Origin of the sequence: Kribbella sp. CA-293567 (genome assembly GCF_027627575.1) — a bacterium.
Lineage (GTDB): Bacteria > Actinomycetota > Actinomycetes > Propionibacteriales > Kribbellaceae > Kribbella.
This window is the reverse complement of sequence record NZ_CP114065.1, coordinates 4027715-4039812: the sequence shown is the minus strand read 5'-3', so window position 1 is coordinate 4039812 and position 12098 is coordinate 4027715. Positions and strand designations below refer to the sequence as shown.

12 protein-coding genes are annotated in these 12098 nt (G+C 69.1%); 10 read left to right on the top strand and 2 right to left on the bottom strand.

Annotation, left to right across the window (positions count from 1 at the left end; translation table 11 throughout):
* Positions 1-17 precede the first annotated feature (17 nt).
* Both OX958_RS18550 and OX958_RS18545 read left to right on the top strand, forming a co-directional pair.
* Positions 18-644, top strand: a complete 627-nt coding sequence (locus tag OX958_RS18550; protein WP_270130022.1) for a DUF5998 family protein — start codon at positions 18-20, stop codon at positions 642-644.
* A gap of 4 nt (positions 645-648) precedes the next feature.
* Entirely contained in the window at positions 649-1773 is a 1125-nt protein-coding gene (locus OX958_RS18545) for an alkaline phosphatase family protein (protein ID WP_270130021.1), read from the top strand.
* Between the two features lie 13 nt (positions 1774-1786).
* Here OX958_RS18545 and OX958_RS18540 read toward each other — a convergent pair whose 3' ends face one another.
* Positions 1787-3478 (bottom strand): S8 family peptidase, encoded by a 1692-nt coding sequence (locus OX958_RS18540; protein ID WP_270130019.1) that lies wholly within the window; start codon positions 3476-3478, stop codon positions 1787-1789.
* A gap of 45 nt (positions 3479-3523) precedes the next feature.
* On the opposite strand from OX958_RS18540, the gene OX958_RS18535 reads away from it, so the two are divergent.
* Positions 3524-4174 (top strand): thymidine kinase, encoded by a 651-nt coding sequence (locus OX958_RS18535; protein WP_270130018.1) that lies wholly within the window; start codon positions 3524-3526, stop codon positions 4172-4174.
* On the top strand, positions 4171-5034 hold the full coding sequence (locus OX958_RS18530) for a sulfurtransferase (RefSeq protein ID WP_270130016.1): 864 nt from the start codon (positions 4171-4173) through the stop codon (positions 5032-5034). Before OX958_RS18535 ends, OX958_RS18530 begins: the two co-directional genes overlap by 4 nt.
* Before the next feature lie 207 nt (positions 5035-5241).
* Here OX958_RS18530 and OX958_RS18525 read toward each other — a convergent pair whose 3' ends face one another.
* A complete protein-coding gene (locus tag OX958_RS18525; RefSeq protein ID WP_270139090.1) occupies positions 5242-5706 on the bottom strand; it encodes a GNAT family N-acetyltransferase in 465 nt (154 codons plus the stop codon).
* A 153-nt stretch (positions 5707-5859) separates the two neighbouring features.
* Here OX958_RS18525 and OX958_RS18520 point away from each other — a divergent pair, with 153 nt between their 5' ends.
* Genes OX958_RS18520 through OX958_RS18495 form a run of 6 tightly spaced genes read left to right on the top strand, consistent with a single transcriptional unit; the run spans position 5860 to position 12070 of the window.
* A complete protein-coding gene (locus OX958_RS18520; protein ID WP_270130014.1) occupies positions 5860-7242 on the top strand; it encodes an ABC transporter substrate-binding protein in 1383 nt (460 codons plus the stop codon).
* A 22-nt stretch (positions 7243-7264) separates the two neighbouring features.
* Positions 7265-8182 (top strand): carbohydrate ABC transporter permease, encoded by a 918-nt coding sequence (locus tag OX958_RS18515; protein ID WP_333486375.1) that lies wholly within the window; start codon positions 7265-7267, stop codon positions 8180-8182.
* Positions 8179-9069, top strand: coding sequence for a carbohydrate ABC transporter permease (locus OX958_RS18510; protein WP_270130010.1), 891 nt, complete (start codon positions 8179-8181; stop codon positions 9067-9069). The genes OX958_RS18515 and OX958_RS18510 overlap by 4 nt, the downstream gene beginning before the upstream one ends.
* Positions 9066-9944 carry an NAD-dependent epimerase/dehydratase family protein gene (locus OX958_RS18505; protein WP_270130008.1) on the top strand — a complete coding sequence of 293 codons (879 nt, stop codon included), beginning with the start codon at positions 9066-9068 and terminating at the stop codon, positions 9942-9944. The genes OX958_RS18510 and OX958_RS18505 overlap by 4 nt, the downstream gene beginning before the upstream one ends.
* The gene (locus tag OX958_RS18500) at positions 9945-11210 is read left to right on the top strand and encodes an enolase C-terminal domain-like protein (RefSeq protein ID WP_270130007.1); all 1266 of its coding nucleotides are present in this window, start codon (positions 9945-9947) and stop codon (positions 11208-11210) included.
* Complete coding sequence (locus tag OX958_RS18495; RefSeq protein WP_270130005.1) at positions 11207-12070, top strand: sugar phosphate isomerase/epimerase family protein; 864 nt, start codon at positions 11207-11209, stop codon at positions 12068-12070. The genes OX958_RS18500 and OX958_RS18495 overlap by 4 nt, the downstream gene beginning before the upstream one ends.
* Positions 12071-12098: the final 28 nt, after the last annotated feature.

The window sequence follows — 12098 nt, the reverse complement described above, 5'->3', positions numbered from 1 at the left end:
CATGCAAGGATGAGGTCATGCGTGACCTGAATGCGCCGGTCCCGGAGCTGGCGGACGCCTCGTCCGAACTTCGCGACGCGATCGACCGGTGCGGCTACTACCCAGACGTCGTGACCGACTCACTCGCGGTGGCGATCGCCGACGAACCGATCCGGGCCTTCGTGCTCCAGCACGAACCGACCTTCGACCGCGACGAGGTGCGGCGCCACATCACCATCCTGGCGCTCACCCCGAGCCGGCTGATCGTCGGGCACACCGACGAGCACGCCGCCGACGACCTGATCCGCGCGCCGTACGCGTCCACCTCGACCGAGGCGATCCCGCTGAACCGGGTGAACGCGGTGGTGGTGAACAGAGTGGTGCCCAACCCGGCCGGCTACGCCTCCAAGGCCTCCGGCGGCAAGGCCGACCCGGCCCCCGGCGGCGAGGTCGTGCTGACCATCGGCTGGGGGATGGTGAACCGGATCGACCTCGAGCCGGCCGTCTGCGCCGACCCGAACTGCGAGGCCGACCACGGCTACACCGGTTCCGTCGCGGCCGACGACATCTCACTGCGGATCTCCGCGGCGGCCGACGGCCCGGCCGGGATCCAGCAGGTGCTCGACTTCGCTTCCGCGTTGTCGTTCGCGACGACCAGCAGGTAGTGCCGTGGCCGACCCGACGCCGATCCTGCCCGCCTACGGCAGCGGGTCACTCGCCGACGTCCTGCCGTCGGTCGCCGGCGCCCTCTCGGTGCCCGGCGAGCAGAACCTGCTCGACCTCCCACCCGCACCCCGGTACGCCGTACTGCTGCTCGACGGCCTCGGCTGGAACCTGCTGCGCCGCAACGCCGAGACCGCGCCGTACCTGTCGTCCCTGACCGCCCGCAGCCTGACCGCGGGAGTCCCGTCGACAACCGCGGCGAGCCTCACCAGCCTCGGAACCGGCCTGCCACCCGGCGCGCACGGGATCGTCGGCTACACCTCCATCGTGCCGGAGACGGGCGCCCTGCTGAACGCCTTGCAGTGGGACGCCCCGGTCGACCCGCGGCGCTGGCAACCGCACCAGACCGTGTTCGAGCGGGTCGCCGCCGCCGGCGTTGCCGTGCGCAACGTCAGCAAGGCCCGTTTCGACAACTCCGGCCTGACCTCGGCGGCGTTCCGGGGCAGCAAGCACCGCGGCGCCGACACCGTCGAGGACCGCCTCGACGCGACCAGGTTCGCCAGCCGGGAGGGCGACAAGTCGCTGGTCTACGTCTACGACTCCCAACTGGACTACACCGGTCACGGGCAGGGGAGCGAGTCGTGGCAGTGGCGCAAGGAGCTGGCCGCCGCCGACACCTTCGCCTCGCAGATCAGGTCCGCGTTGCCCCGCGACGCGGTCCTGCTCGTCGTCGCGGACCACGGCATGATCGACGTCGCCCCCGAGGACCGGATCGATCTGGACGCCGAGCCCGCGCTGACCGACGGACTGCGGCTGATCGGCGGCGAGTCACGCTTCCGGCACCTGTACTGCGTCGACGGCGCGACCGACGACGTGCTGGCGACGTACCGGGAGCGGGTCGGCGACAAAGCCCTCGTGCTCAGCCGGGACGAGGCGATCGCGCGCGGCTGGTTCGGCCCGGTCGAGGAACGGGTCGCTCCGCGTCTGGGTGACGTCATCGTCGCGTCGCTCGGACCGGTCGCCCTGGTGGCCGGCCGCCGCTATCCGCAGGAGGCAGGCCTGATCGGCCTGCACGGCTCCCTCACCGACGACGAGATGGCGATCCCGCTGCTGATCGACTCGGGCTCCTAGCAGCGGGCCGGTACTAGAAGCTCCACACGTTCCAGAAGAAGCTTGCCTGCGCGGTCTTCGCCTCGGCGTCGCGCGCCGTCACGGTCACCTTGTAGCGGCCGGATCCCGGAGTCAGGACGCCGGTGATCCAGCCGCGCTGGCCGTCGATGCTCAGCCCCGGCGGCAGTCCGGTCGCGGTGTAGCTGATCTCGCCCTTGCTGCTCAGGCCCTTGATCAGCAGCGGGATCGCGGGCACCCCGCCGAAGCCGAGCTGCTCGGACGGCTTGGTGATGCTCACGCCGGAGGCCGGTGCCTTGGCCGTTGCCCCGACGGCCTCGGCCGCGTCGGTGACGCCTTCGCCGTAGAACGAGTTCAGTGCGTCGGAGCCCTTGCAGGTGGCCGCTCCGCTGGGCGGGCACGGCAGATCGTTGGCCTGCACGGAAAGCCTGGCCCGGACCTGCCCGGGGCTCAGCTTCGCGTTCGTACTGCGAATCAGCGCCGCGACGCCGGCGACGTGCGGCGAGGCCATCGACGTACCGTCGAGAGACTGGTAGCCGCCACCTGGCACGGTCGAGTAGACGGCCTGACCGGGCGCCGCCAGCGAGATCTTGCCCTCGCCGAAGTTGGAGAAGTTCGCCCTCGTCCCGCCGGGGCTCAGTGCCGCGACGACCACCATGTTGGGCAGTTCGGTCGGCAGGCTGATGCAGTCGTTGGTGACCGGCCGGGCGGCCGGGGTGGAGTCGTTCGGGCTGCTGTCGTCGGAGGACTTCGCGGCCAGGTCGTAGTTCTCGTTCCCGGCGGCGGCGACGTTGACGACGCCCTTGGCGTCCGCGTACGCGACCGAGCGCCGGACCGCCTCCTGGATGGCGTCCTGGTCGGGGTTGCTCGGGCAGAGGAACATCCACGGGTCGACGTAGTAGCTGTTGTTGGTGACCGAGACGCCCTTGTCGGCCGCGTAGACGAACGCGCAGACCGTGTTCTCGGGGTAGAACAACTGCTGGCCCTCGGGCTCGGCCACCCGGATCGACGAGACCTTGACGCCGGGCGCGACGCCGATCATGCCCTTGCCGTCCTTGGCCGCCGCGATCGTGCCGGCGACGTGGGTGCCGTGCGAGGCGACCGGCCGCCAGGCGCCGGGCCGGACGTCGGCCTTGCCGTAGGCGCAGGACGCCGACCTGCTGGCGTCGAAGTTCGCCTTGAGGTCCTGGTGCAGGTCGTCGACGCCGGTGTCGAGGACCGCGACGGTGACCGCCTTCGAGCCCTGGTTCACCTCCCAGGCCTGGTCCGCGCCGATCGCGGTCATGTCCGGGCGGACGGTCTCGGACGAGTTGTCCGGCGCCTGGGCCGTCGGGGCCGGGATCGCCGGGTTGGCGGCCGCGGCCGGAACGTCGGACGTGCGGGTCGCGCCGACCTTCTGCACCCCCGGCCTGGTCCGCATCGCGCCGGCGAAGCCCGTGTTCGACGAGTGCACGACGAGCACCCCGATGGCGTCGTACGCCGCGTAGACGGTGCCGCCGTTGGCGGCCACCCCGGCGATCGCCGTAGCGGTCTGCTTGGGAGCCGTGATCACGAAGTAGGCCCGTAACCCTGCCTCGACCCGGGTAGGAGCGGCCGCCGACGGGACGATGGTGGCAGTCAGCGTCACGCAGAGCGTGAGGAACAGGATCAGGGCTTTGCGCACGGTCAAGTAGAACCCGGGGAAGGTGCAGAACGAAAGCCGACGCACCCCGGCGTACCTGACGTGGGAGCGACTTTGGCAGGATGGGCGCCCGTGGCTGAGCTGCTGTACTTCACCGGGACCATGGACTGCGGCAAGTCCACGCTGGCGCTGCAGATGGATCACAACCACGCGGCGCGTGGCCGGCGGGGGAGGATCTTCACCAGCAACGACCGGGCGGGAGAGTCGACGCTGTCGTCGCGGCTCGGCCTGGAGGCCGCCGCGATCGAGGTCAAACCGGATTTCGACTTCTGGCAGTACGTCGTCGACGAACTGACCCAGGGCGGCCGGATCGACTACGTGGTCGCCGACGAGGCGCAGTTCTACCAGGCCGAGCAGGTCGACCAACTGGCCCGGCTGGTGGACGAACTGCAGATCGACGTCTTCTGCTTCGGCATCCTGACCGACTTCCGCGCCACCCTGTTCCCGGGCTCGGCCCGGCTGGTCGAGCTGGCCGACCGAATGGAACTGCTCCAGGTCGAGGCCTTGTGCTGGTGCGGTGAGCGCGCCACCCACAACGCCCGGACGCTGGGTGGTGAGATGGTCACCGAAGGCGAGCAACTCGTCGTCGGAGACATGGTCACCAATGCCGCCGACATCGCCTACGAGGTGCTCTGCCGACGCCACCACCGGCGCCGGCTGACCGCCGCTCGTGCTCGTGCCACCCTGTCACCCGAAGTACTCCCGTTCGGAGGCGCGTCGTGAACCCGCTCATCTCTGCCGAGTCGTTGCTGGCCGCCACCACCAGGCCGGTACTGATCGACGTCACCTGGAACCTCTCGGCCCCCGCCGGTGCGCCGAAGGCCGCGCCCGGCCGGGACGCGTACGACGCCGGTCACCTCCCGGGCGCGCATTTCGTCGACCTGGACACCGAACTGGCCGGACCTCCTGGCGACGGCGGCCGCCATCCGTTGCCCTTAGCAACCACTGTGGAAGCGGCGTTGCGCCGCGCGGGGGTGAACGAGGACTCCGCGGTGGTGGTCTACGACGCCGCCAACTCGATGGCCGCGGCCCGCGCCTGGTGGATCCTGCGGTACTTCGGCGTCCGCGACGTGCGCGTCCTCGACGGCGGCTTCGCGGCCTGGCGGGCTGCCGGGGGAGAGGTGACGACCGACGTTCCCGAGGACGGCAAGGGCACCTTCACCGCAACGCCGGGTCAGGTGCCGATGCTCGATGCCGCTGCTGCCGCCGAGCTCGCCGCCACCGGCGTACTGCTCGATGCTCGTGCGCCGGAGCGTTTCGCCGGTGAGGTGGAACCGCTCGACAAGGTCGCGGGCCACATCCCCGGCGCGGTGAACGCCCCGACCGTGGCCAACGTGACCGCCGACGGCCACTTCCTGTCCGCAGACGAGCTCCGGGCTCGCTTCGCCGCGCTCGGAGCCGACGGCTCGAAGCCGGTCGGCGCGTACTGCGGATCCGGCGTCACCGCCGCTCACCAGGCCCTGGCTCTGCAAGCGGCAGGCATCGAGTCCGCCGTCTACGTCGGCTCCTGGTCGGAGTGGATCACCGACCCCGACCGCCCGATCGCGACCGGCCGGCCGACGACGGCGTACCGATCGACCTGACCGGCTACCCGAGCGCACCGGCCGGCGAATCGAGAACGAAGCCACGGCTCAGCCGCCGTTCGACGGCACCACCCGAGCCCTGGCGATCGAGCCTCAGACGTCCGCCACACCGTCCCTGTCAGCCGCGGTCCAAGCCGGTACTGCGCCCGTGGTCGCAGTGGGCGCCGAGGTTCGAAGCTGGATCGAGGTCCGCCTCCGCAACCTCGGCTAGAGCACCAGCACCATCGTGTCGGAACCGCCGTTGCGGCCGGTCAGCCGAAAGCCGAGCGAGCGATAGAGGTCCGCCGCGCGATTGTCCGGCTCGACGCTCAGACTCAATCGCCCGTACGGCGCCGCCGCCCCGATCAACGCTGCCAGCAGAGCGCGCCCCACGCCTCGACCGCGACGTCCGGGGGCCACTCCGATGCTCAGCTCAGGCACATCGTCAGCGAGATACCCGTACCCCGGCCGCTCCGCGGTCAGCAGGCGTGCCCAGGCGGCACCGATCGGCCGGCCGTCCTCGGCGACGACGCCGAAATCGCCAGGCCGCATCCAGCCCTCGAGGTAGCGCGAGGCGTGATCCTCGGCTGCCAGCTGCTCCATCGTGAACCGAGGCTGCCCGTCCCAGTTGTAGGCCTCCAGCAACATCTCCTGCAGGAACGCCCGATCGCCGGCTCCGGCTGCCCGAATCATCACTTCGGCATCTTCTCGCACCCGGCCCACAACTGACCATTGATAAAGTAACACGCATGGTTTAACTTACTCGCAGATCGGGCCGCTGTGGCCCAGACCACACCCCTGACCGCTCGGTGAGCGGGGTGTTCCCGGACCCCTGAGGAGTTTCCGATGAACAGAACGGCACGGTTTGCCGTGACCCTGACTTCGGCGGCGTTGCTGCTGGCGACGGCAGCCTGCGCGGACGGCACCACCCCGGCGGCGGAGGAGGCCGGCCCGGCGGTCGACGAGAAGGCGCCGGTGACGATCACGGTGGGGAACAAGCCCAAGCCGGACAAGCCGGCCGATGTCGCGGGCTTCGAGCGCAACCTGAAGAAGTTCATGGCCGACCACCCGAACATCACCGTCAAGGCCAGTGAGACGGAGTGGAACGCGCAGACCTTCCAGGCTCAGGTGGCCGGTGGCTCGCTCCCGACGGTGATGAGCATCAGCTTCACCGAACCGCTGAACATGATCCCGAACAAGCAGCTGCCGGACATCACCGACGAGCTGAAGCTGGTCGACATGACCAAGGACCTCAACCCCGAGACGCTGAAGCTGGTGCAGGACGACAAGGGCCGGATCTACGGCGTACCGTTCGAGGCCTTCTCGGTCGGCCTCGCCTACAACCGGGCCCTGTTCAAGCAGGCTGGGCTCGACCCGGACAAGCCGCCGGCGAACTGGGACGAGGTCCGCCAGTTCGCAAAGCAGATCACCGAGAAGACCGGGAAGGCCGGCTACGCCCAGCTGACCAAGGACAACACCGGTGGCTGGATGCTCACCACGATGACCTACAGCATGGGTGGCTCGGTGCAGAGCCCGGACGGCAAGAAGAGCACCTTCAACGACGCGCCCGCCAAGAAGGCGCTGCAGTTGCTGAAGGACATGCGCTGGACCGACAACACGATGGGCACCAACTTCCTCTACAACCAGGAAGAGGCCCGGCAGGACTTCGCGGCCGGCAAGATCGGGATGATCATGCAGGCGCCGGACGCCTACGACATGGCGGTGAAGAACTTCGGGATGAAGCCGGCCGACTTCGGCGCGGGCGCGCTGCCGCAGGACGGTGGCCCGCACGGCACGCTGACCGGCGGCTCGATCAAGATGATCAACCCCAAGTCGTCCAAGAACGAGATCGTCGCCGCGCTGAAGTGGATCAAGTCGCAGGAGTTCGACAAGTACACCTCCGAGACGCTGGCGGTGCAGAACGCCAAGGACACCATCGCCGACAAGGGCTTCGTCGGCCGGCCGGGAGTGACGCCGCTGAGCCAGCAGACCTACGACCAGTACAACAAGTGGCGTGAGCCCTACAACAACGTGCCGGTGGAGCAGTTCAAGGGCTACGTCGAGTCGACCAAGTCGCTGAAGCTGCTGCCCGAGCCGGTGAAGAAGGGCCAGGAGGTCTACGCGCTGCTCGACCCGGTGGTCCAGCAGGTGCTGACCAAGAAGGACGCGGACATCGACAGGTTACTCGCCGACGCCGCCGCGAAGATCGACGCGCGCCTGGCCCGGTAGTCCGATGGCCGTCCTCACCCGCGTGTCCACGGCACGCCCCGCGACCCGGTCCGGCCGGAGCCCCGTCACCTGGTTCCGCTCCGGCGGACTGAGCAGCGTCCTGTTCGCCCTGCCCCTGGTCCTGGTCTTCCTGTACTTCTCCTGGGGACCGATCGTGCGCGGCCTGGTGCTGTCGTTCCAGAAGAACAACCTGGTCACCACGCCCGAGTGGGTCGGGACGGCCAACTTCAGCTACGTGCTGACCGACCCGCAACTGCCGCAGGCGACGCTCAACACCCTGTACTTCGCGTTGCTCGCGCTGGTCTTCGGCTTCCCGGTGCCGCTGTTCTTGGCGGTGTTCATCAGCGAACTGCGCAAGGCGGGCTGGCTCTACAACGTGCTGTCCTACCTGCCGGCGGTGGTGCCACCGGTGGCAGCGATCCTGTTGTGGAAGTTCTTCTACGATCCCGGCGAGTCCGGGGTCTTCAACGCGATCCTCGGCTGGTTCGGGATCGGCCCGTTCGCCTGGCTGAACTCGCCGAGCCTGGCGATGCCGGCGATCGTGCTGGAGGCGACCTGGGCCGGGGCCGGCGCGACCGCGATCATCTACCTGGCCGCGCTGACCAGCGTCCGGACCGAGCTGTACGAGGCGGCCGAGCTGGACGGAGCGGGGATCTGGCGCCGGGTCTGGCACGTCACCCTGCCGCAGATCCGCGGCATCATCCTGATCATGATGCTGCTGCAGCTGATCGGGACGTTCCAGGTGTTCACCGAACCGTTCCTGTTCACCGGCGGCGGTCCGGACAACGCGACCACCACGATCCTGCTGCTCATCTACCGGTACGCGTTCATCAACGGCGACTTCGGCGCCGCCACCGCGCTCAGCGTGCTGCTCGCGCTGGTCCTGTGCGCGCTGTCGGTCGCCTACCACTTCATGACCAGACGCTGGAGTACGACATGAGCGCGGACGTGCAGGAGCGCGGCATCATCTCCACGGCCGACCGCAACCGGCCACTGATCCAGTACGGGTTGCCCGCGATTCAGGTGCTGCTGTTCGTCGGTGTCCTGGTCGCCGGCGTCGGTCCACTGCTGTGGTTGCTGAAGTCGGGCCTGTCGACCAGCCAGGACATCCTGCAGGGGCCGATGAGTCTGTGGCCGAGCGGGATCCAGTGGCAGAACCTGCCGAACGCATGGACCCAGGTCCAGATCGGCTCTTACCTCGGCAACACCGCGATCATCGCGATCGGCTCGTTGCTGTCCACCCTGTTCGTCTGTACGACGGGCGCGTTCGTGCTCAGCGTGCTCCGCCCGAAATGGGGTCCGCTCGTCACCGGAGCGGTACTGGCCACGCTGTTCCTCCCCGGCGTGATCTCGCTGGTCCCGCTCTACCTGACCATCCTCGAGATGCCGGTGCTCGGGGTGAACCTGCAGAACACGTTCTGGGCGGTCTGGCTGCCGCAGGCGGCCGGCGCGTTCAACATCCTGGTGATGAAGCGGTACTTCGACGCGATCCCGCGCGAGCTGGTCGAGGCGGCGCGGATCGACGGCGCGAGCAACCTCAGGCTGTTCACCTCGCTGATCCTGCCGCTGTCCAAACCCATCCTCGGCGTCGTCGCGCTGCTCACCGTGATCGGCTCGTGGAAGGACTACCTGTGGCCGCTGCTGGTCCTGCCCGACCCCTCGATGCAGCCCATCTCGGTGGCCCTGCCGCGGGTCGCGGAAACCACTGAGATCTCTTTGCAGATGAGCGCATTGTTCCTGGCGGTCCTGATCCCCGTAGTGCTCTTCTTGATCTTCCAGAAGCAGTTCCTGCGTGGGGTCGGGATGTCCGGAGGGATCAAAGAGTGACTTCATCACTGAGTGGCCGACGGGTGCTGGTGACGGGTGCGGCCGGGCGGATCGGTTCGGTGACGACCCGTCACCTGACCGAGCTCGGCGCCCTGGTCACCGCGTTCACCGATGTCGAGGACGGCGAGCTGAAGGCGGACCGGATCGTCATCGGGGACACCAGGTCGCAGGCCGACGTCGCGTCGGCGCTCGAGGGCGCCGACGCCGTCGTCCACCTGGCCGCCCTGGCGCACCCGTCGGCCGGTACGCCGTACGACGTCTACACCATCAACGTCGTGTCGACCTTCAACGTGCTCGCCCAAGCCGGTGCCCTGGGCGTCGGGCGGGCCGTCGTCGCGAGCAGCATCAACGCCTTCGGGGTGCCGTTCAACCCCGACGACATCCGGCCGGCCTACTACCCGCTGGACGAGAAGATCCCCAGCGACGTCGCCGACTGGTACTCGCTATCCAAGCAGAACGACGAGAACACCTGCCGGATGGTCTGGCGGCGCTGGGGGACCGATGTGGTGGCGCTGCGGTTCCCGCACGTCAACTCCGCGGAGGTACTGCGGCGCCAGGCCGACGGGTTCGTCCGCGACCCGGCGGCCGGCGTACGGGAGGGGTGGTCGTACCTCGACACCCGCGACGCGGCGTACGCGATCGAGCTGGGACTGACGGCGAGGTTGTCGGGAGCGCACACCTTCTTCGTCGCGGCCGGCACCACCAACGCGCCGTACGAGACCGAGGCGCTGCTCGACGCCTTTGCTCCCGGCGTACCGCGGTTGCGGCGGTTCGCCGGGCGTGAGGTGCCGATGGACCTGACCGCTGCCCGCACCGTGCTCGGCTTCCGGGCCCGGCACGAACTCGACCTACCTACGCACGGTCTGGAGACCTGAATGCCGCAGGAGACCCCCGCCACCTTCGCGCAGCCCTGGCCGGTGCGTGACGACATCCGGATCCGCGCCGTCACGACGATCGTGACGGCACCGCAGGGCATCCCGCTGGTGGTGGTGAAGATCGACACCACCGAACCCGGGCTCTACGGGCTCGGCTGCGCGACCTTCACCCAGCGCTGGAAGGCAGTGCGGACGTTCGTCGACGAGCACCTCGCCCGGCTGCTGATCGGGCGCTATCCGGGTGACATCGGTGACCTGGTCCGGCTGGCCGGGTTCTCCGGCTACTGGCGTGGTGGGCCGGTGACGAACAACGCGATCTCGGGGATCGACCAGGCGCTGTGGGACATCGCGGGCAAGCGCGCCGGCATGCCGATCTACGAGTTGCTCGGCGGCAAGGTGCGAGCCGCCGCCGACACCTACATCCACGCCGGTGGCATCACGATCGAGGACACGATCGACCAGGCGAAGGAGTTCGTCGCGCAGGGCTGGCGGCACATCCGCCTGCAGGTCTCGACGCCCGGCGGCGGTGGGTACGGCGCCCCGCAGCTCTCGACGCTCTACCCTGATGCGCCGTACCGGAACGGGTGGAGTGCCCGCGACTACCTGCGGACGACGCCCGACCTGTTCGCTGCTGCCCGCCAGTCGCTGCCTGACAACATCGAGTTGCTGCACGACGTGCACTCCCGGCTGACGCCCAAAGAAGCAGTGCTGCTGGCGCGCTCGCTCGAGCCCTACCGACTCTTCTTCCTCGAAGACGTCCTGGCACCGGAGCTGTGGGATCGCCTGCCGGAGGTGCGAGCCGCATCGCCGGTACCACTGGCTGTCGGCGAGCTGACCACCTCGCTGAGCGATGCCGTCCGACTGGTGCGCGACGGTGGCGTCGACTTCATCCGGTCGCACATCTCCGACATCGGCGGCCTCACCGCGGCGCGCAAGGTCGCCGACCTGGCTGAACTGTGCGGAGTCCGGACGGCGTGGCACGGGCCGGGCGACACCTCTCCGATCGGCGCGGCCGCCAACGTCGCGCTCGACGTCAGCTCGGTGGCCTTCGGTATCCAGGAAGGCCACCTCTACAACGACGCCACGCACGAGGTCTTTCCCGGCACGCTGCGGATCGTCGACGGCTGGCTCACGCCGAACGAGACGCCGGGCTGGGGGATCGACGTCGATCTCGAGGCGGCCGCGCGGTATCCGGCCGAGCTGGCCGGCCACGACGAGTGGGCGGCCGGCGTACGGCGGATCGACGGGGCGCTGGAAGCGCCGTGAAGTTCGCGGTGTTCACCGGCTCGACGCCGGACTGGACCCCCGCGGAGGCCGTCAAGACCCTGGCCTCGCAGGGCTGGCACGGCGTGGAGTGGCGGATCACCGACCCGGTGGAAGCGGCCCGGCCGACGTTCTCGGCGGGCAACCGGGCGACCTGGCCGTTGACCGGCCTGGAGTCGCGGCTCGACGAGATCTCGGCGCTGACGCTGGACACCGGCCTGGAGATGCCTGCCCTCGGCGCCTCCGTGACGCCGCGGCAACGCGAGGACGCGGAACGGATGCTGTCGGCGGCCGCTGTGCTCGGCGTCGGTCAGGTTCGCTTTCGCGGGGTGCACGTCGAGAAGGGACAGAGCTATCGGGAGGCGTTCGCGGCGTACCGGGGTGACTGGGAGTGGCTCGAGGACCGCGCTCGCCGGTACGGCGTACGGGCGTTGCTGGAGCTGCATCACGAGAGCCTCACCCCGAGCGCGTCCGCGGCCCGGCGGTTGGTGGAGGGCCTCGACCCGCGCCACGTCGGAGTGCTGCACGATCTCGGCAACACGGTCATCGCGGGCTGGGAGGAGCCGGCCCACGCGCTCGACCTGCTCGGTGAGTACCTGGCGCACGTGCACCTCAAGAACGTCGCGTTCCATCTCGCCGGAGTGGAAAACGACGGGACGTTGCGATGGGCGCCGAAATGGGTGCCGTTACGCGAGGGCCGGGCTCATCTGCCGGAATTCTTCAAAGCACTGGCCGGTGCCGGTTATACCGGCTGGGTGACGGTGGAGGATTTCTCCACCGCACAACCACTGACGGAAAGGACGAGGGCCAATCTCGAATACCTCAGCGGCCTCGCGCGGGCTGCGGGGTACGATCTCGGCTAGTTCCGGGCGCCTTTTCGTGAGCGGGGAA